The sequence below is a fragment of the Mycobacterium ulcerans subsp. shinshuense genome (assembly GCF_002355775.1).
Taxonomy (GTDB): domain Bacteria; phylum Actinomycetota; class Actinomycetes; order Mycobacteriales; family Mycobacteriaceae; genus Mycobacterium; species Mycobacterium marinum.
This window is the reverse complement of record NZ_AP017624.1, coordinates 2,473,464-2,491,891: the sequence shown is the minus strand read 5'-3', so window position 1 is coordinate 2,491,891 and position 18,428 is coordinate 2,473,464. Positions and strand designations below refer to the sequence as shown.

The window sequence follows — 18,428 nt, the reverse complement described above, 5'->3', positions numbered from 1 at the left end:
CGAATTTGCGCAGCCATGTGCAAATTTCCCTTGAATTGCTGCCGGCGGCGTCCGTGCGCGCTAGGGAAGTCCATTCGACCCGTTCTGGCCGAAGATGAAACCGCCGCTACCGCCGGCGCCACCGGCCGCGCCTCCGGTACCGTCGCCGCCGTCGCCCCCGTTGCCGATGAGCACCGCACTGCCGCCGGTACCACCGACGCCCGTGCCCCCTGGCGCACCGTTGCCCCCGGCACCGCCGTTGCCGAAGAACAGCGCACCCGAGCCGCCGGCACCGCCCGCTCCCTGGCCGCCCGCGCCGCCATCGCCGCCGGCTCCGCCATTGCCGAAGAACGCCGAGGCCGCGCCACCCTGGCCGCCCGCGCCGACGCTGGTGCCCCCGCCCGCGCCACCGTTTCCGCCGGTACCGCCGGTACCGCCGTTGCCGAAGATCAGGCCGCCGTCACCGCCGTTGCCGCCGGTGGCATACAGCGCCCCGTTGGTGCTGGTGGCCCCACCGTTGCCCCCGGTCCCGCCGACCCCGAAGAACAGCCCGGCTCGCCCACCATTGCCGCCAGTCCCGCCCACCGGCTGGGTTGTCAACGGCACCGCTGCGGTTTCACCGGCACCGATACCACCACCGCCGCCGCCGGTGCCGCCGAAACCAAGGAACTGGGCGTCACCGCCGGCCCCACCAAAGCCCCCTGAGCCGGCAAAACCGTTGGTGACGACGCCCGTGCCTCCGGAACCACCGAGGCCACCGTTACCGCCGGCCCCGCCCGTGCCGAAGATCCAGCCTCCCGGGCCGCCTACGCCACCGAGGCCACCCACCCCGCCGTTGCCCCCGTCATTGCCACCGCTGGCGCCATCGCCCCCGATACCGCCGTCGCCGCCGGCCGCTCCGTTGCCGAACAAACCAATTGCGCCGGCATCGCCGCCGGAGCCGCCATGTCCACCGGGGCTCGCGAACGTCCCGACGCCGGCACCTCCGGCGCCACCGGCCCCACCCGCACCGGGCGTGCCGAACAGGACCCCGCTCTGACCACCGAGCCCGCCCATGCCGCCATATCCGCCGATGGTCTCGGTCGTCGTGTCGCTGAGCCCACCGGTGCCACCGATGACACCGGCACCACCGAAGCCGATCAGAGCCGCACCACCGCCGCCGGCACCCCGGTCCCGCCAACGCCGCCCGCCGACAGAATGGTCTGCCCGACGCCGGTGGGCGGCGCCACCCCGCCGGTTCCGCCGGCGCCACCGGCACCTCCGTAGCCGTAGAGCAGGCCTGCCCCTCCACCGTTGCCGCCGTTTCCGCCGCTGGTACCCACAAACCCGGCTAGCGGAGCGCCGCCGCCGTTGCCGCCGGCCCCGCCGGCACCGCCGTTGCCCCACAGCAGCCCGCCGCTGCCGCCGCCCCCCCCCCCCCCCCGTTGAATCCGTTGACACCCGCGACGGTGGAGTCTCCCCCGGCTCCGCCGGCACCGCCGTTGCCCCAGAGCCCGGCACTCCCGCCGTTGCCCCCACCCTGATTGTTGGCGCCGGACCCGCCGTTGCCGCCGTTGCCGTACAGAAACCCTCCATTACCACCGCTTTGCCCGGTTCCCGGCGCCCCGTCGGCGCCATTGCCGATCAGCGGCCGGCCGAACAGCGCCTGGGTCGGTGCATTGATCAGGTTCAGCGCGTCCTGCAGGGGTGAGACGCTGGCCGCCTCGGCCAGAGCGTAGGAACCCGCTCCCGCATTGAGCGCCTGCACGAACTGCTCATGAAACAGCGCGGCCTGCGCACTCAGGGACTGATAGGCCTGGGCATGTGCGTCGAACAACGCCGCGACCACAGCCGATACCTCGTCAGCGCCAGCGGCGAGCACCGACATCGTTGGGGCAGCGGCGGCGGCATTGGCCGCGCTTATCGATGAGCCAACGCTCGCCAGATCGGTAGCCGCCGCAGCCACCATCTCTGGCGCTGCGATGAGATACGACATCAGTGACCTCCCACCACGTCACACAGACCCGGCAGCCGCCCGGTCGCCATCGAACCCTCGGCAAGGGTATCGCTATCAAGTCAGCACACCCCGCATTTGCGGGTGACCTATCAAGCGTTTCGCTCGATGGCGCCGGAACGTTTCAGCCGGCCGCACTTCCGACGCTTCCGGGAACGCTGCGCAGCAGCTGAGACCATCAGGTGGCGTTGGTTTGGGCCTCCGCGAATTCGCAAAACGCGGTGTAGGCCCGCGCGCCGTAAATCGTGGCCCGTCCGCCGTGCATCAAGATGGTGACGCCGATGGCCTCAGCGGCTTCCTCCGGAGTGGCCCCGGCGCGTGCGGCAGCCTGGGCGTGGGAGGCAATGCAGCCGTCACACCCTTCCACTACACCGATCGCCATCGCCATGAGCTCCTTGACCTTGCGGCTGAGGGGGCCGTCGGCGAAGGCGGCACCACTGAGCGCCGCGAATCCCTTGTAGACCTCCGGGATCTGCTGACGTAGCGCCCGGTGTTGGGGCCGCAATTCCTCGAGAACCTCGTGATGGTGCTGGTCTGACATAGCTGTATTACCCCCCTTGGGTGTTAGGCGGAATGGGTGGACTCGGATCGACGGTCACACTTGCGACGGATTGGCGACGCTGGAATTCTCCAATTCGCCGATGACCGCCTTCAGCTTGCCCGAAACCTCTTCGGCGATCGGCACCAGCATCGGTTCGCCGGTCACGTCCGCCATCATCTGGGGATTCATCGCCTCGATGACGATGGTTCCGTCCCGCTCGGGGTCGGCCCGCACCACGACGTTGCACGGCAACAGCGTGCCGATCTGACGATTGCCCCCGATAGCGCGGTGGGCCAGGGGTGGGTTGCAGGCGCCGAGGATCAGGTAGTCCTCCATGTCTTCGCCAAGTTTGGCTTTCAGCGTTTCCTTCACATTGATCTCGGTCAGAACGCCAAAGCCTTGCCCGGCCAGCGCCCCGCGGGTGAGTTTGACTGCCTCGTCAAAGCTCGTGTGCAGCGTGGTCGACAACGCAAGATTCATTACCAGTGCCTCCCTATCCTTCGTTAACGCTGTTCAGGCCAGCGCCAGAAACAGCTTTTCCAATTCGGCTTCAGTCAGTGGCGGTGCGCCGTCGGCCGTGGCGCCCAGCGCGCATTCCCGCAGCCCGGTCGCGACGATCTTGAACCCGGCGCGGTCCAGGGCGCGTGATACCGCGGCAAGCTGGGTAACCACGTCTTTGCAGTCGCGGCCCTGTTCGATCATTGAGATCACTCCGGCAAGCTGCCCCTGGGCACGGCGCAACCTGTTCAGCACGGCAGCCATGCTGTCCTGATCACCAATCACGATGAGTCCTCTCTCGTTGAGCGTTACCGCCATAGTACCCCGGGGGGTATAAAACAGCCAGTGGCTCGATACAGGGAATATACCCCTATGGGTATCAGTTGTCCGAGTGGGTATCCCCGAAAGAAAGGACACACAATGCCTACCGTCAGCCTCAACCACGACACCTTCGAGTCGACCGTCACCGATAATTCTCTTGTTCTGGTTGACTTTTGGGCCTCCTACTGCCGCCCCTGCCACGCTTTCGCGCCAACCTATGAACGATCGGCGCAGACTCACCCCGACGTCGTACACGCCAAGGTTGATACACAAGCGGAGCCAGCGCTGGCGGCCGCGGCGGGTGTGCGCTCAATTCCGACGGTAATGGCGTTTCGGGACGGCGTGCTGATCTATAACCAGCCCGGTGCCATGCCATCGGCCGTCCTCGAAGACCTGATCGGCCAGATGAAGTCACTGGACATGGCCAAGGCGCACGCCACGATCGCCGCCCGCAAAGCCGCCACGGCGGGGTAGCCGATTCGGCCGCGACCATAGACCATGTACGCCCGGGGCGGTCGCGGGCTTGCCGGTCGGCACGCGTTACGCGCGCGCCAGCAGCCAAACCCGCCCGTCACCTTCACCCGCGGCGATCGGGTCGAGTTCGGCAAACGCGGTGGACAACTCACCGGGGGCGGCCCGGTACGTCCCCGCAGCGGCGCCAACCTCGCTCAAAGCGACCAGGGCGACCAGCCCGCCCGGGGCCAGACGCTCGATAATGGCCGCGTCGAGGCGGCGGTCACGAAAGTTGTGACACACGATCAGGTCGACAGGCGGTCCATCCGGCAGGCCGTCGTCGAGGTCGACAACGTCGAAGCGGCATCGCGCGCTAACCCCACTGCGCTCAGCCAAATCTCGCGCCTGGGCGATTGCCACAGGGGAAATGTCGAGCCCCAAGACATCCAGACCCCGGCGGGCCAACCAGACCGCCCCGAGCCCTTGTCCACACCCCAAATCGAGAGCCCTGCCCGCGGCGGGAACCAACTTCAGGTGAGCCTGTAGCAGGGCCGGCGGACGCACCGCGCCCACCGCTGCGGGCCCTAGGCTCGCGTAGCGCCGGTCCCAGCGACGGCGGTCGGACTCGGCCACACGCGCCACCATACGACGACCGCGACAACACCGGTGAACCTGAGCGGTGGCCGAACATCCCGGGTAACGAATGCTCAGGCGGTCCGCCCGCTCCGCAGTTCTGGACATATGTCTACTTATGGACTGGGCGTTGACGCCCCTGTCGCCACGGATCAGGACCGGCACGTCCAATTAATCACTTGGCAATAGCCTGAATAGCCGATCCGCTCAAGTTTCGGGGTGACATTGTCGGGCGAGCCCGGGTATTCCTACACTGGACTCGTGTCTAGCGATAACGCCGATCCACCCGATGCCGGCACCGGCGCACCCGTGCCGGCGGGGCGCCGATCGGATCGGCGGCCGGCGCAGACCATCCGCAAGGTGCTTGAAGCCGGATTGGACGAACTCCGCGCAACATCATTCGCCAACCTGACGATGCGCGCGGTTGCGGCTCGCGCCGGGGTGTCGCCGGCCAGTGCCTACACCTACTTTCCTTCGAAGAGCGCTCTGGTGGCGGCGGTCTACCTCCGGCTGCTGCGCGACCTGCCATTGCATACGGATGTCAACGACACCACCAAGACCCGGGTGAGCGCGACCATGCGGGATATGGCGATGGTGGTGGCCGACGAACCCGAACTGACCGCCGCCTGCGGCACCGCGTTGATGGCCGACGATCCGGCAGTGCAACCGCTGCGCGCGCAGATCGGCGAGGAAGTAGCGAGGCGGATCGGCGCCGCGCTGGGACCGGGTTGGCCACGCTCGGTCAAGTCGACCCTGCAGATGACGTTTTCCGGCGCCCTGATGACCGCGAGATTCCTCAGCTACGAGGAGATAGCCGGACAACTTGACGAGGCGGTGAACCTCATCCTCGGCGCGGCCGTTGCCTGAAAATTACTCGGGCGCAGCGCAATCCGATCGTGGCTTCCGATCACAGATGTGGCAGCGGATCGTGCCGTCGACGGGCATTCGAAACCCGGCCTCCGCGGGCGAGAATGAAAACCTCAGCGGGCGCCGGAGTTCTCTAGGTAGGCGACAATGGCGTTGGTCAGCCCGCGGCGCGCCTCATCGAGGTCTGAGTATGTCCCCAGCTGCTTCTCGGAGGTGATCCCACGCATCGCACCCGGGATGAAGGCGGCCACTTCTCGTACCCGATTGGGGTCGACCTCCAAGCCGGCGAATGCCTTCTGGCAGGCCAGGGCCCAGCTGCGCTGCCACGACGACAGTTCGGCGGCCGTGCGCGGATAGTTTCGTTCGAGTTCGTCACGATTGTTGGGCAGTGCCCTGCGCAATGTCTCGATGGCCCGGGAGTGAGTGGACGTCAGCCCCTCGTACAAGGTGTCGATGATGGCGGCGACTCGCTCCGGTAGTGGGCCGCCGGAGACGGCATTCGACGGCAACTCCCCACGCCGCTCGGCCGTGCGATGCAGCACCGCTGCCCAGAACCCGTCGATGTCGCCAAACTGGTACTTCACCGCGCCCCACGTGGCTCCGCATTCCTTGGCGATGCGATTCGCCGAAGCCGCGCCCGGGTCACCAGAGGCCAGCGAGCGTAGCGCCGCCTCCAACATGCTCTCGCGCGTCGCATGTCCGCGTCGGTTTGTACGCCGTCCCTGCACGCCCAGATCTGTCATTCCCGGCATGCTAGTGCTCGCATTCTGCCGCCACGCGGGCGCCACACAGCAGCCACGAAATCCAGCCAACAGATTCGCTCAGCGACCTTCGTGTGCCAGGATCCGCACGGATACCCGAAATTCGCCGAACACCGGTTTGCCAATGATTACGACGAAATTCCCCACCAAACCGTGCGTAGCCGTATCCGGGCACTACCAGCACGAACCCGGCTTATTTGCGCTCGCGGTTTGATCGATCGGCCGAGTTCGGAGATCCTCTACGAGCTGAGGTTGAGCACCACGCTGATGAGGAGTCGCTATGGTGGGTCTGGCGGAGATTGCGCTGAACACAGCGCCCATATTCGGTGGCGCACTGCTTGCCGCTTCGGCCGGTCAATTCAAGCGCCCCGACTACCGGGCAATAATCAAGCAAGACATGGACCTGCTGGATCGGCTTCCACCGGATGCCACCGAGCGGCGCGCGGATCTGCAGCGCACGATCGATTCACGCATCGATGACCTGGTGAACATATCCCAGCGCAACCGCGCCCTGCGTCAGGCTGCCGCGTCCTACCAGGGCAATTGGCGAGATCTGGTGCTCCTGCTGTGTGTGGTGCTCTTCACCTTCGTCTGGTGGGGCGTTAGTCATAGTCGAGCCAATTGGCTGCCGACATTCATCGCGCTGATCGTGCTTTCCTGTGTAGCGGCCGTCTACGCGGGACGCGGTGTGCTTCGGGCCATAACCTCGCTGCTGGCACGTGGGCAAGACCAAGCCTGACGAGGGGGCATCGCCACCGGTCACCGCGATGGAGCCTTCAGTACCCGCGGCCGCCAAAGGTTTCCAGCATCTCGAGCGCCGCGTCGATCCCGGGCTGGATCGTCGGCCCGTAGTGGCTGACCAGTTGTGCGAGCGCGCGGGCGATGTGCGGACCGACCGCCCCCGCGGCCAGCACCTGCTCGGCCAACACGATGCCGTTGACCAGATGAGAAGCGCTTAGCCGGCCATCTGAGGTGACCTCGTAGCGCCAGTCGCCGATCAGGATTCGTTCCGGTTCCGATCGAAAGAATCCGCGCCGGGCCGGGGTGAGAACGACCCCCGGAACTGCGCAAAAGACCTTGACCACCATCCCGACTCCCCCCGGGCCGGCCAACGCTGCCCCCACGGCATCGCTGACCCGTTGCTGGTCGTACCCGGTCATCAACCACTCATCGGCAGAACGAATGACGGCGTGATGCTCTGCGGTTCGCCGCTGCGACGCACTGCCGTTCCGGCCACATAGAACTCCACCGTGTGATGTCCCCACGCATAGTTGGAGATGGCGAAGTGCACACCCACGACTCCGGAGGCGCCGTCCCGTTCCGCCTCGGCCTGCATCCGAGACATCGCAAGTTCGCGGGCCTGGTAGCTGCCCTGAGTCCATTGCGGCATCTCGACGTTGCACCCAACCTGGCTCAGCGTCTTCAAGAATCCTTGGACCGCAATGTGGAACACGCAATTGCCCATCACGAATGCCACGGGCGCGAATCCCGAACGCAGCAGGGTCGTCAGGTCCTGGCCGGACAGGTGGCTGGTAAACGCTTGTCCGTTGGGGCGCCGAAAGGCCCCGGGCTTGGCGGTGTAGCGGACAGCGGTGCCGACGGCGATGAATTCGAGATGTTGTCCTTCACCCTGATGGCGCCAGTCCAGTCGGACCCCGACAATTCCGTCCGCGCCCAACGCATCGGCTTCGGCCTGCATCCGCGACATTGCGTTCCAGCGGGCGCGATAGGTCGCGTCGGTCAGCACCGGCAGCTCCGATTGCTGTCTGATGCCGGTTAACTGGTAGCCAACGTGGTAGACCGAAACCCCCATCACGAGTTCGATCGGTTCAAACCCCGCCCCGTGCAGGAGGGCGAACTCGTTGATCGACAAGTCAGAGGTGAAGACCTTTGCAGCGTGGGACAGCCGCTCCTTGGCGACTGGGTCGAGCTGGTTGGGTTGCATGGTCAAATACCCTCCTGCGGTCCCGGACAGCGTAGCCGCAGCGGCGCATCGCAGACGCGTTATCTGCGACTTGGACGAGGGTGTCGGTGAGTGCTTGTCGCCACCGGCCGGATGCAGGCCGGTCAGCTATCGAATCGGCGACCGATCAGACGTCGACAAGGTCGATATCTGCGCACCGGACGTCGCGACATTCGAGCAGTTCTTTCAACGCATCCGGGAATCCGTCGGCAAGACCCCACAGGTCAGGGACCAGGTCCGGGCAGGAGATGAGGCCAATGCCCAGTTCACCGTTGAGCGACATGACGGTGATGTTGAGTCCAGCACCCCCCAGGATCGGGCCGAGCGGACACATCGCGTCGACCCGGCAACCCAAGAAGTACAACTGACTCTGCGGGCCTGGCACATTCGACAGGATCAAGTTGTAGGCGGGACTGCGGGATATCGGAATGCGAGGCAGGATCGAGAACATGGTCGGGCCGCCGAACTGAGTCCAATCGTGCAGGAGGGTGGGGCCCACCGCTGCGGTGTGATCTTTGGCGGCGGCGTTCCCTTTGGCGATGGCACGAATGCGTTCCGCAGGATCGCTAATCTGGCTTGCCACCCGGCAGAACATCCACGTGGTTTGGTTACGTCCGGGCCGGTCGGACTTCTCGTGCACCGATACCGGCACGGTCGCGACCAGCGGCGTATCGGGCAGTTCACCGCGCTCCAGCAGGAACCGGCGCAAGACCCCCGCACACAGCGCCACCACCACGTCGTTGACGGTCACCCCGAAACGCTGCTTTACCCGCTTCACGTCGCGCATGTCGAGCTGGGTGAACGCGACGTTGCGATGCCGAGTGACGTTGCCGTTGAACGGCGTCGGTGGGGCCGAGAACGGTGCGGCCATGGTGCGGCCTTCGCGAGCGCGTAGCACCGTCTGAGCCAGCGTCCGGATCGTTGCCGGCACCACCGTGGCCAGCCGTAACGGGCGCAGCGCAAACCCCATCAGTCCGCTCGTGGCGATCTGCAACGGATGCCCAGGACCGACACCGCGGGCCGGCAGGGGTACCGGCCCGCGGGCCTGAAAGCTGCACAAGTGGGCCAGCAGGTTGGCTCCGGCAACCCCATCGACTACCGCGTGGTGAACCTTGAGCATCACCGTCACCGAGTCATTCCGGGCTCCGCCTTCGATCACCCACATCTCCCACAGGGGACGATCCCGGTCCAGCGCAAGTCCCGCGATATGGCCACACATCTCGGCTAGTTCGCGACGGCCTCCGGGCGCTGGCAGCCCGACCCTGTGTACATGGCGGCGCAGCTGAAAGCCTTCGTCGTCCACCCACACCGGGTGATCGAGGTTGAGCTGGGTATCGGCGAGCTTCATCCGAAACTCCGGCACCGCTTGTAGGTGTCTGGCCAGGGCGGCATGAAACCGCTTGTACCGGTAGCCGCCCGGCATGGTCGAAGTGTCCAGCTCCAGCACGCAACACACGTTCATTGGTTGCGCTGGAGTCTCCAGATAAAGGAAAAACGCATCAAGTCCGCTCAATCGTTCCATGGCCGCCCCGCCCGACTAGAGTGATTCACATCTTCCGCCCCGGAAATGCTCGTACGCGCAGACGCTGGGAAGCGTGCAACTACGCTCCCGTACAAGACATTTGGAGTTGATCTCGTATCGGTGCGCGCCACACTGCGCGCCCCGTTTGGTGAGCACGACATGACGATCTTGCGGTGGCGCCCACCCATCCCGCTCATGCCCGCTCATTGGTCTTTCCCACACTGAGCGCGTAATAAACATCGTCTTTGGGTCTTTGGCCGAAACCACCGGCGAGGCTCGGTGGGTGCAACCTTCGCCGGTGGCCGCTCCCGCGCGGACAACGCCCGCTAGTCCGTGTCGAGCAGCCGGGCGTTGATCATGGTGTGCAGGTCCTCGACCGGCCACGGCGGATCGGCCCGATGATCGCGCCAGCCCAGGACCCGTGGCGTCGGACGGTCGAAGGTGCCAACGAATCCTCCTGAAGCAACGAAGATCTGACCCGTGATCCCGCTGGCCAGATCGCTGGCCAAATAAGCATACAGCGGCGCGACGAAATCGGCCGGCGGCGCATCGAGGGAGGCCTGCCTAGTCATCTCGTCGAGCAGTCCACGGCGATGGAGTTCGTTGATATGCGCTTCATAGGCCGGGCCGCTGGACAGCCGCGTACGCGCCCCGGGGCAGATGACGTTGGCACGTACACCGCACGCTTTCAGTTCTGCCGATATTGCCAGGGTCAGCCCGTTGACGGCCGCTTTGCCCGCGGGATATCCGCTGCCCCCGTAGTCGCCGAGGAACGCAACCGAACCCGTGTTGATGATCGATCCGTGTCCCTGAGCGGCCAGCACCGGCGCGGCGACCCGGCAGGTGTGGAATACGGTGCCCAGATGGGCTCGAAGCAGACCATCGAATTGAGCCCGGACTGATGTTGAGGATCGAGGAGCCGGGCGGCTCGGCGATGCCCGCACAGTTGATCAAGGCTTCTAGTCGTCCGAAGCTGGTCATGCACCGATCGACCAGTGCATTTGCCGTGTCTTCGTGGTCCGCCGCGCCGGCGATGCCGGCGGCGCGACCGCCCGCGGAGATAACCGCCTCGGTTGCGTCACGTACCGCGTCCGGCTCGCGTCCACTGATCACCACGCCGGCACCGAGTCGGGCCAGCAGTTCGGCGACGGCGCGTCCGATGCCGCGGCTGCCGCCGACCACGACAACGCCCCGTCCGGCCAGGAGGTCTCGGTCGGTCATCGGTTCCCCGCAATCCGCTCAGTCCAGCGCCGGGCTGTCCATCCTCGAGATGACGACTCGAGGGGTCGCCTGCTTCGCGTCGTGACTCGCGCTGAACCGGCAACGACGGTTCTCGGCCACGTAGCAGGAATACTAAGAGCCCGACGGAAGCGCCTTGCCCGGGCTAGCTTGGGACCGGCGCGGCACGCTGCCGTCGTCTCACACCTGAGCCTGGCGAACGGAGCTTGCCTTGAAGAATACTTGCACGTTGGCCGCCACCTTGACTGCGACGGTGACGCTGGCCGCAGCCGCGCTGGTCGGCTGTAGCAGCAATACGGAGTCATCGCCGTCATCGTCGAGCCAGTCGAGCCCCTCGAATGCGAGCAGCGCAAGTTCGGCGGCCACCGCCGCGCCGACGGATCCGGCCGATTATGCCCGGCTGCTGATCCAGGCTTCAGAGATCGACGCGCCCGAGGCATTCACCGCTAGCCCGCCCGTGCGAAACCCGGATGGGCGACCCGGCGTCTCCACGAGCTTCAGCAACGACGACCGTAGCCACGTCATCAATGACACCATCTGGGTCCTGCCGGATCCTGCCGCCGCGACCAGTGCGCTCGATCAGCGCAAGAACGCCCTGGACGGCATCGTCACAGGAACCCCCGATCCGTTCGACGTCGGCGTTGGCGGGATCGCAATCACCGGGCTCTCACCGGACGGGACAAAGGGGGTGACGGTGCTGCTGTTCACCCAAGGTCGGGCGTTGGCCGAGCTGGAATTCGATGGGCCTGCCGAAATCCCGGCGCCACCCGAGTTCGTCACCGACGTGGGCCGCAAGCAAGATGCGGCGATCAAGAAGGGCCTCACCGGCTGAGCGGTCCCAATACCGCTCAGCGCGGGGCGGACACGGACCAACGAGCGCGCCCACCAACACCGCCGCCGTGCTCCCCCGCTCCCGATGGCGCGCTTTCGGCGTCGGCCCGAAAATCGTGAATTGCACTATCAAGGCGGCCATCCCGGGGTGAAGATATCCCGATGAGCGCACCGCGCGACGAACGGGACATCCCTCACTTTGTCTACGCGGAGCTCCCGATGGCTACCGACCGGGGACGCGGATGGGCGACCTTGCGCGACGCCGGCCCGGTGGTGATCGGCGATGGCTTCTATTACCTGACCAGACGCGACGATGTGCTCGATGCGCTGCGCCATCCCGAGGTCTTCTCGTCCAAGCGTGCCTTCGACATATTGGGCAGTCGATTGCCGCTGGTACCACTTGCGTTCGATCCACCCGAGCACACTCGATTCCGGAAAGTCCTGCAACCGTTCTTCAGTCCACATGCACTGGCCGCCATGCTGCCGTCACTGCAAGCGCAGGCGATCGAGATCATCGACGCAATCGCCGCCGGAAGCCAGTGGGAGGTGATCACGGAGCTGGCGATCCCGTATCCATCACAGGTGTTCCTGACGTTGTTCGGCCTTTCGCTGGCAGACCGGGACCGCTTGATCCGCTGGAAAGACGCCATCATCGCCCTGGGCCTGCTCGCCAGCCTGGACGACGCTGACCTGACTCCCGCACTCGAGCTCACGAGCTACCTTGTCGACGCCATTGCCGCCCACCGCCGGCATCCGGGTACCGACATTCTGTCTCAGGTGCTCCTCGGCGATGACCCACTCGATGACAGCGAGGCACTCGGGCTCAGTTACGTCTTCGTCCTTGCCGGCCTGGACACCGTGACCTCCGCGATCGGGGCAGCTCTGCTCGAGCTGGCTCGGCGCCCGCAATTGCGCCAGCTACTTCGCGAAAACCACGGTAAAATAGCAGTTTTCGTTGATGAGATCGTCCGACTCGAACCTCCCGCGCCGGTTGTTCCGCGCGTCACGACCCGAGAAGTCAATATCGCCGGCGCGAAGATTCCAGCGGGTTCGAGGGTGTGGTTGTGCCTGGGTGCGATCAATCGCGATGGCAGCGACGCCACCTCGGTCAATGATGTCGTCATGGACGGCAAGGTGCACAAGCACTGGGGCTTCGGTGGCGGCACCCACCGCTGTCTGGGCTCGCACCTGGCGCGGATGGAGCTGAGCCTGGTGATAAGTGAATGGCTGCGCCGGATACCCCAGTTTGAAGTGGCGTGCGGGTACACGCCCGAGATCGATTGACCATCGGCAACTCTCGGCCTGTCGACGCTGCCGCTGCAGTTCACCTCATAGCTGAATCCGCCGATGTCGACCCAGCGGGTGGTGTCGAAGAAGGAGAGCATCGATGAGTAGGCCGCTCACTGTCATGGCTGCGATCGCGGCCCTGCTCCTGTCGGCCGGCTGCGGCGGATCCAACTCGCCATCGGCTGACGATGCAGCCTCGACCGGGTCCGAGAGCCAGGCCGCGACGCCGGCCAGTTCCACCGAAGCCGCCGCAGCGGGCAAGGTCAATACCCGCTATGACGACGCCCAGACACCGGATGCGGAGCAAGGTCGAGGGCTCATGATGGACGCAAAGCTCTTGGAAGCGGTGGCGGCACAGGTCAACGACACCTTGAACCTGCCCTACGACATCACCGTGGTCGGCAAGCAATGCGGTGAACCCAACGACTATTGGGATCCCAGTGTCAATGAGATACAACTCTGCTACGAAGACATCCAGCAAAGCGAGCAGCGGTTCGCCGGAAGCGGCAACCCGGACTCGACGACCGCCGCGGTGGACGGGACGACTTCGGGTTTCTATCACGAGCTGGGCCACGCCACGCTCTCCATCTACGAGCTGGCATTCACCGGTCGTGAGGAGGATGTCGCCGACCAGCTCTCGGCTTTCATGTTGCTGGCCCCCGGGGCAGACGGAACGCCCTATCCCAATGGCGTCCGCATCGCGACCAACACGGCGCAGGATTGGCGGCTGAGCGCAAAAGAGGACGGCGATGCCAACGATCTCCCGTTCTGGGATGGGCATTCGATGGACATCACGCGGATGTACAACTGGGAGTGCTGGATCTACGGCTCGGATACTCCAGCCAATGCCGGCATCGTCACTTCCGGCGATTTGCCGGAAGACCGCGCCGGCAATTGCGAGGACGAGTTCCAGAACATGTCGAAAGCGTGGCATCAGATGCTGGGCCCGCACCTGAAGAAGCCCAGCTGATCCGTAGTCCCCGGCACGACCCGAGTAGATTTCACGGACAATTCAGATGGCCGTCGGCTCCGCATTGTTGATCGCACACAAGGGCCGGTTTTTCTCACGGGTATGCGTGTGGTTCAGGTCGCCAACTTCTACGGACCACGTTCGGGTGGCCTGCGAACGGCGGTCGATCGGTTGGGCGCCGAATACTGCGCCAGCGGGCACGAGGTGTTTCTCATCGTGCCGGGGGCGCACACCGGGCAACGCCGCTTGGACACCGGTGTCGTACGAATCAGCTCGCCCGCCCAGCTGATTCCGCTTACTGGCGGCTACCGCGCGGTGATGCCGGGACGGGCGCGGGAGCTGTTGGGCGCGTTTGATCCCGACGCCGTGGAGGTCTCCGACCGGCTCACGCTGCGATCGCTGGGATGCTGGGGTCGCGAGCGTGGGATCACGACGGTCATGATTTCCCATGAGCGCCTAGATCGGTTGGTGGGTCAGGTGCTTCCGCACCGCGCCGCGCAGCGGCTCGCCGACTTCGCAAACCGGCGTACCGCCGCCAACTACGACACCGTGGTGTGCACCACGGCGTTCGCCCGCGAAGAATTCGATCGCATCGGCGCGACCAACACCCTCACCGTGCCCCTGGGCGTGGACCTGCAGACTTTTCACCCGCGTCGGCGCTGCCCGCTGGTGCGCCAGCGTTTCGCCACACCCCGGCAGCTGCTGTTGATCCATTGCGGCCGGTTGTCAGTGGAAAGGCACGTCGATCGCAGCATCGGGGCACTGGCCGCGCTGTGTGATGCGGGCGTCGATGCACGGTTGGTCATCGTTGGAGAGGGCCCGCTTCGGGCCAGGCTGCAGCGCCAGGCGGCAGGGCTGCCCGTCGACTTCACCGGATTTGTCACCCACCGCGACACCGTCGCCCAGCTCCTGGCCTCCGCCGATATCGCGTTGGCGCCCGGCCCGCACGAAACATTCGGGCTTGCCGCACTCGAGTCCTTGGCTTGTGGCACACCGGCCGTGGTGTCGCGCACCTCGCCCCTCAGCGAGATCATCACCACCGACAGCGGGGCATCGGCGGACAACGACCCCGCGGCGATCGCAGCCGCGGTTCGCACCATCGTCGGTTGGCCTGAGCGGCAACGCCGCAGCTCCGCCAGGCGCCGCGCCGAGATGTTCACTTGGCAGGTGGCCGCCGCCGGGATGCTAACCGCCCTGGACGCCGACGCACCAGGGTGCTGTGGCGGCGGGGACGCTGCCAGCCGCGCGTGCTGATGCCCGCCGCCCGTGGCTGTGCCGAAATCAAACAGACGCACATCGCAGACAGCAAATGGGCGCCTAGCCCATTGCTAGGCGCCCATTTGCGAAAATTGAAGCGTTGGTTGATCAGGTGCAGGGAATGCCGTGCGGTCCCCCAACCCAGTGGCCAGGAGGTGACTGCCACGGGCACACCTTCTTGATCTGGCCGGGCGGTACCTGGTGCCAGTTCGCCCAGTCGTCAACGTGCGGTCCCGGCGGGCCCGGTATCCGCGGTCCCGGGTTGGCCGAGGCCATACCCGCGCCGAACCCGAGCGTGGTGGCGCCGAGCGCACCCGCAAGAGCAACTGTTCCAGTAAACTTCTTCACGTTCATTTCATAGCCTCCTTCCGGCCGGACTGTCGTGAATCATCCGATCGATTCACTCACGCGTCTGGTATCCAGCGGCTGCGTGTCGATTGGATCCGGCCCCAGAACCTGCGCAAGTATGAATATACCCGCGGTTTTGGGGCTCAAACCTCACCGTTTCACCGGGACCGGGGTTTGTGGGCTCAGTCACAAACCACAGCAGTCCCAGCAACCGCAGATACCACATGACCGGGCGCAAGATCCGTGCTGCGACCGCGCTCCAGGTTCAGCTCGGATTGCGCAGCGGAAGGCCTGCGGCGCGGTAGATGGCATCGATGACAGTCATGTTCTGCACCGCGTCCTGCGGTGTCGTCTTGACCGCTTCGCCGCGCAGTATTGCCCCGGTAAAGGCGTCGAGTTGATACGCATACGAGGCCCGACGGGGAAAGCGTTCCACCCTCCTGCCAATGGCCGACTGGACGGTGAGCCGATGGAAGAGCTGGGGCACAACGGGGTTCAGCACCCGGAGCTCGCCGCGGTCACCAACCACCCGCGCGCTCATGTTCAACAGGTGCGACGACCACATCGAGCACTCGATTCGACCGGAATGGCCTGCCGGAAAACGCAACTCGGCTGTCATCGCACGGTCCACTTCCGAGTCACGCCGTTTTGCTTGCGCTGAAACCACTTCCGGAGTGCCGCCGCCGAAGGTACGAGCCATGTGCACCGCGTAGCAGCCGACGTCCATCGTCGCGCCTCCGGCCAGGGCGTAGTTGTAACGGATGTCGGAGAACTTTGGCAGCGGAAAACACATCGACGTCTCCACCCGCTGCAGCGCGCCCAGCTCCCCGGAGGCGATGATCTGCTCGATCCGCAGAGTCAGCGGATGGTAGCGGTAGTGGAAAGCCTCCATCACCACGCGATCGGTGGTCGCGGCCAACTGGGCGATCTCGTCGGCCTCGGCGGCATTGGCGGTGAACGGCTTCTCACACAGCACATGCTTGCCGGCGGTCAGCGTGGCTTGGGTCCACCTGCCATGCAGGCCGTTGGGCAGGGGGATGTAGACGGCATCGAGGGTTGGATCGGCGATGAGCGCCTCGTAGCTGCTGTGCACCCGGCTGATGCCGTGTTTGGCGGCAAAGGCCTGTGCGCGTGCGCCATCGCGTGCGGCGACCGCGGCCACCACGGCTTCGACGTTGCCCTGAGCTGGTTTGACGAGCGCCTGCGGCGCTATCCGCGCCGCGCCCAGGATGCCGATCCGCAGTGGGCTCCCGTGTCCTGTCACAGACCGACACTAGCACTTGCGCCGGCACCGCCGGTGACGCGTGATCAGTCGGTGCGGCCGCCCCGGCGAGCAAAGGCGGGTGCATGCTCGGGCCGGACCCCGACCCCGACAAAGTAGGCCGGGATCACCGACAGCCACGGCACCCGCTCGACCAAGCCGAGCAGAGCCGCCGGCGGGGTCGCGTCCTGACCGCGCAACAGCGGTCCCAGCAGCCGCCGGTGCAGTAACCGTTGCACGGCCTGGGTTATCACGGTCGGGATGACGCGACGGCGGCGCACTGCCGCCAGGTCCCGACCGGTGACTCGGTGTCCTAGCAGTGGTTCGGCCAAGATGGTCGCTGCCGCGACCGCGTCCTGAACGGCAAGATTGATACCCACCCCACCCAGCGGCGACATCGCATGCGCGGCATCACCGATACACAGCAGCCCATCGATGTGCCAGCGTCGCAGCCTGTTCACCTTCACGTTGAGATGCTTGACATCGTCCATGGAGGCCAGCCCGGCCACGGACTCGGCCGCTTCGGGTAGCAGTGCGCCGATGTCGTGCCGGAATTCCTCGATCCCGCGCTCACGCAGCTTGGCGTCTGTCCCCTTGGGCCCGATGTAGGCGATCTGGAAATAGCCCTCACGTGGGATAACGCCCAGCCCCTTGCCCGGCCCGAAACGCGGCAGGAACGAAAAGTCCGCATCACCTTCGCGCGACAGCTTGAATCACCACACGTCGAAGTTCACCGGGTAGTCGCGCGCCTTGAGCCCGGCCGCCTGGCGGGCAATGGACCACCGCCCATCGCACGCCACGGTCAGCTCCGCCCGCAATTCACCGGGTCCCTCGGCGCACTGATAGCGCACTCCGGTGACGCGGCCGCCTTCCTGCAGCAAACCGGTCACCTCGGTATTCATCCGAAGTGTGAAGCTCGGCTCGGCTTGGGCGGCCTCGGCCAGCAGGTTCAACAGGTCCCACTGCGGCACCATCGCGACGTAGGGGTGCGGTTGGTTCAGCCGCCCGAAGTCGATATAGGTGACCGAACGCCCGTTCGTATCCAGCGTCGCTTTGCGAACTTCGCTGAAGGGCAGCTCAGCAAAGCGTTCCCACAAGCCCAACTCGTCGAGCAGCCGCATCGTGGTCGGATGCACTGTGTCACCGCGAAAGTCGCGCAGAAAGTCGCCGTGCTTTTCCAGCAACGTGACTTCTACACCCGCCCGGGCCAGCAGAAGCCCGAGAACCATCCCGGCTGGGCCGCCGCCGATTATCGCGCACGTGGTTTTCTCACCCATTTGCGGACAAGCATAAGGGGCGTCCAATGGCACGCCGGACCGGGCGGAATTCATCGGCGCACTACGGTCGAGCCAATGCTCGAGTCCAAGACACCGTGCACGCCCGCGACGGCGGCCCTGTCTGGTACCCGACGGCCGCCCGCAGCGGCGACATCCTCGATACTGCCTAACGCGAAATCGTCTTGGCGGCATGCGATCTGGCCGCTGGGCCACAAAAGGACGACACGCTGGGAACGCCCGCCACCCCGGCGACACCGTCAAGCTGATCACCGCCGAGCTCGAACATACCTGCCCCACAAGCCAACCCCAACAGACCCGCTCACAGCCCCGCAAGGAGAGGTCGGCGCCCACGATCACCAACAGAACCTACACCCAATTCCGGTGCTGGGCCGGCGCTGGGGAGCACGCACGTGACCAGGCCCCAGGT

Annotated in this window: 17 protein-coding genes and 3 pseudogenes; 7 read left to right on the top strand and 13 right to left on the bottom strand. The window is 65.7% G+C overall.

Annotation, left to right across the window (positions count from 1 at the left end; translation table 11 throughout):
- Positions 1-60 precede the first annotated feature (60 nt).
- The 4 genes and pseudogenes from SHTP_RS30005 to SHTP_RS11185 all read right to left on the bottom strand — a co-directional run bounded on the left by SHTP_RS30005 (position 61) and on the right by SHTP_RS11185 (position 3,296).
- A pseudogene (locus SHTP_RS30005) lies at positions 61-1,954 on the bottom strand (PE family protein).
- A 196-nt stretch (positions 1,955-2,150) separates the two neighbouring features.
- Complete coding sequence (locus SHTP_RS11195) at positions 2,151-2,513, bottom strand: carboxymuconolactone decarboxylase family protein (protein WP_096370629.1); 363 nt, start codon at positions 2,511-2,513, stop codon at positions 2,151-2,153.
- A 54-nt stretch (positions 2,514-2,567) separates the two neighbouring features.
- A complete protein-coding gene (locus SHTP_RS11190; RefSeq protein ID WP_096370628.1) occupies positions 2,568-2,993 on the bottom strand; it encodes a DUF302 domain-containing protein in 426 nt (141 codons plus the stop codon).
- A 33-nt stretch (positions 2,994-3,026) separates the two neighbouring features.
- On the bottom strand, positions 3,027-3,296 hold the full coding sequence (locus tag SHTP_RS11185; protein ID WP_011740966.1) for a metal-sensitive transcriptional regulator: 270 nt from the start codon (positions 3,294-3,296) through the stop codon (positions 3,027-3,029).
- Between the two features lie 135 nt (positions 3,297-3,431).
- Here SHTP_RS11185 and SHTP_RS11180 point away from each other — a divergent pair, with 135 nt between their 5' ends.
- Positions 3,432-3,806 carry a thioredoxin family protein gene (locus tag SHTP_RS11180; protein WP_096370627.1) on the top strand — a complete coding sequence of 125 codons (375 nt, stop codon included), beginning with the start codon at positions 3,432-3,434 and terminating at the stop codon, positions 3,804-3,806.
- Positions 3,807-3,872: 66 nt separating this feature from the next.
- On the opposite strand, the gene SHTP_RS11175 is transcribed toward SHTP_RS11180, so the two are convergent.
- Complete coding sequence (locus tag SHTP_RS11175; RefSeq protein ID WP_096372427.1) at positions 3,873-4,418, bottom strand: SAM-dependent methyltransferase; 546 nt, start codon at positions 4,416-4,418, stop codon at positions 3,873-3,875.
- A 261-nt stretch (positions 4,419-4,679) separates the two neighbouring features.
- Between SHTP_RS11175 and SHTP_RS11170 the strand changes: the two genes are divergently transcribed.
- Positions 4,680-5,285 carry a TetR/AcrR family transcriptional regulator gene (locus tag SHTP_RS11170; protein WP_049785231.1) on the top strand — a complete coding sequence of 202 codons (606 nt, stop codon included), beginning with the start codon at positions 4,680-4,682 and terminating at the stop codon, positions 5,283-5,285.
- Positions 5,286-5,398: 113 nt separating this feature from the next.
- On the opposite strand, the gene SHTP_RS11165 is transcribed toward SHTP_RS11170, so the two are convergent.
- Positions 5,399-6,028: a TetR/AcrR family transcriptional regulator gene (locus tag SHTP_RS11165; protein WP_012394360.1), complete on the bottom strand. Its 630-nt coding sequence runs from the start codon at positions 6,026-6,028 to the stop codon at positions 5,399-5,401.
- A 298-nt stretch (positions 6,029-6,326) separates the two neighbouring features.
- Here SHTP_RS11165 and SHTP_RS11160 point away from each other — a divergent pair, with 298 nt between their 5' ends.
- A complete protein-coding gene (locus SHTP_RS11160) occupies positions 6,327-6,785 on the top strand; it encodes a hypothetical protein (protein ID WP_096370626.1) in 459 nt (152 codons plus the stop codon).
- Positions 6,786-6,822: 37 nt separating this feature from the next.
- Here the strand turns inward: SHTP_RS11160 and SHTP_RS11155 are convergent, their stop codons facing one another.
- The 4 genes and pseudogenes from SHTP_RS11155 to SHTP_RS11140 all read right to left on the bottom strand — a co-directional run bounded on the left by SHTP_RS11155 (position 6,823) and on the right by SHTP_RS11140 (position 10,752).
- Complete coding sequence (locus SHTP_RS11155; RefSeq protein WP_011740961.1) at positions 6,823-7,206, bottom strand: DUF5073 family protein; 384 nt, start codon at positions 7,204-7,206, stop codon at positions 6,823-6,825.
- A complete protein-coding gene (locus tag SHTP_RS11150) occupies positions 7,206-7,991 on the bottom strand; it encodes a heavy metal-binding domain-containing protein (protein WP_096370625.1) in 786 nt (261 codons plus the stop codon). Before SHTP_RS11150 ends, SHTP_RS11155 begins: the two co-directional genes overlap by 1 nt.
- Positions 7,992-8,136: 145 nt before the next feature.
- Positions 8,137-9,531 (bottom strand): WS/DGAT/MGAT family O-acyltransferase, encoded by a 1,395-nt coding sequence (locus SHTP_RS11145; protein WP_096370624.1) that lies wholly within the window; start codon positions 9,529-9,531, stop codon positions 8,137-8,139.
- A 326-nt stretch (positions 9,532-9,857) separates the two neighbouring features.
- Positions 9,858-10,752: pseudogene (locus tag SHTP_RS11140) on the bottom strand (SDR family NAD(P)-dependent oxidoreductase).
- Positions 10,753-10,981: 229 nt separating this feature from the next.
- Here SHTP_RS11140 and SHTP_RS11130 point away from each other — a divergent pair.
- From SHTP_RS11130 to SHTP_RS11115, 4 genes are all read left to right on the top strand, one after another.
- Complete coding sequence (locus SHTP_RS11130) at positions 10,982-11,602, top strand: hypothetical protein (protein WP_015355442.1); 621 nt, start codon at positions 10,982-10,984, stop codon at positions 11,600-11,602.
- Positions 11,603-11,763: 161 nt separating this feature from the next.
- Positions 11,764-12,885, top strand: a complete 1,122-nt coding sequence (locus tag SHTP_RS11125) for a cytochrome P450 (RefSeq protein WP_096370623.1) — start codon at positions 11,764-11,766, stop codon at positions 12,883-12,885.
- A gap of 103 nt (positions 12,886-12,988) precedes the next feature.
- Positions 12,989-13,858: a DUF4344 domain-containing metallopeptidase gene (locus SHTP_RS11120; protein ID WP_096370622.1), complete on the top strand. Its 870-nt coding sequence runs from the start codon at positions 12,989-12,991 to the stop codon at positions 13,856-13,858.
- A 102-nt stretch (positions 13,859-13,960) separates the two neighbouring features.
- Positions 13,961-15,112, top strand: a complete 1,152-nt coding sequence (locus tag SHTP_RS11115; RefSeq protein WP_096370621.1) for a glycosyltransferase — start codon at positions 13,961-13,963, stop codon at positions 15,110-15,112.
- A 111-nt stretch (positions 15,113-15,223) separates the two neighbouring features.
- On the opposite strand, the gene SHTP_RS11110 is transcribed toward SHTP_RS11115, so the two are convergent.
- The 3 genes and pseudogenes from SHTP_RS11110 to SHTP_RS11100 all read right to left on the bottom strand — a co-directional run bounded on the left by SHTP_RS11110 (position 15,224) and on the right by SHTP_RS11100 (position 18,001).
- The gene (locus SHTP_RS11110; protein WP_096370620.1) at positions 15,224-15,469 is read right to left on the bottom strand and encodes a hypothetical protein; all 246 of its coding nucleotides are present in this window, start codon (positions 15,467-15,469) and stop codon (positions 15,224-15,226) included.
- Positions 15,470-15,728: 259 nt separating this feature from the next.
- Positions 15,729-16,727: a Gfo/Idh/MocA family protein gene (locus SHTP_RS11105; protein ID WP_096370619.1), complete on the bottom strand. Its 999-nt coding sequence runs from the start codon at positions 16,725-16,727 to the stop codon at positions 15,729-15,731.
- A gap of 44 nt (positions 16,728-16,771) precedes the next feature.
- A pseudogene (locus SHTP_RS11100) lies at positions 16,772-18,001 on the bottom strand (FAD-dependent oxidoreductase).
- Positions 18,002-18,428: the final 427 nt, after the last annotated feature.

Coding starts and splice junctions, on each gene's coding strand:
- SHTP_RS11195 (WP_096370629.1), bottom strand. CDS start 2,513: ATGTCAGACCAGCACCATCACGAGGTTCTCGAGGAATTGCGGCCCCAA.
- SHTP_RS11190 (WP_096370628.1), bottom strand. CDS start 2,993: ATGAATCTTGCGTTGTCGACCACGCTGCACACGAGCTTTGACGAGGCA.
- SHTP_RS11180 (WP_096370627.1), top strand. CDS start 3,432: ATGCCTACCGTCAGCCTCAACCACGACACCTTCGAGTCGACCGTCACC.
- SHTP_RS11165 (WP_012394360.1), bottom strand. CDS start 6,028: ATGACAGATCTGGGCGTGCAGGGACGGCGTACAAACCGACGCGGACAT.
- SHTP_RS11160 (WP_096370626.1), top strand. CDS start 6,327: ATGGTGGGTCTGGCGGAGATTGCGCTGAACACAGCGCCCATATTCGGT.
- SHTP_RS11155 (WP_011740961.1), bottom strand. CDS start 7,206: ATGACCGGGTACGACCAGCAACGGGTCAGCGATGCCGTGGGGGCAGCG.
- SHTP_RS11150 (WP_096370625.1), bottom strand. CDS start 7,991: ATGCAACCCAACCAGCTCGACCCAGTCGCCAAGGAGCGGCTGTCCCAC.
- SHTP_RS11145 (WP_096370624.1), bottom strand. CDS start 9,531: ATGGAACGATTGAGCGGACTTGATGCGTTTTTCCTTTATCTGGAGACT.
- SHTP_RS11125 (WP_096370623.1), top strand. CDS start 11,764: ATGAGCGCACCGCGCGACGAACGGGACATCCCTCACTTTGTCTACGCG.
- SHTP_RS11120 (WP_096370622.1), top strand. CDS start 12,989: ATGAGTAGGCCGCTCACTGTCATGGCTGCGATCGCGGCCCTGCTCCTG.
- SHTP_RS11115 (WP_096370621.1), top strand. CDS start 13,961: ATGCGTGTGGTTCAGGTCGCCAACTTCTACGGACCACGTTCGGGTGGC.
- SHTP_RS11110 (WP_096370620.1), bottom strand. CDS start 15,469: ATGAACGTGAAGAAGTTTACTGGAACAGTTGCTCTTGCGGGTGCGCTC.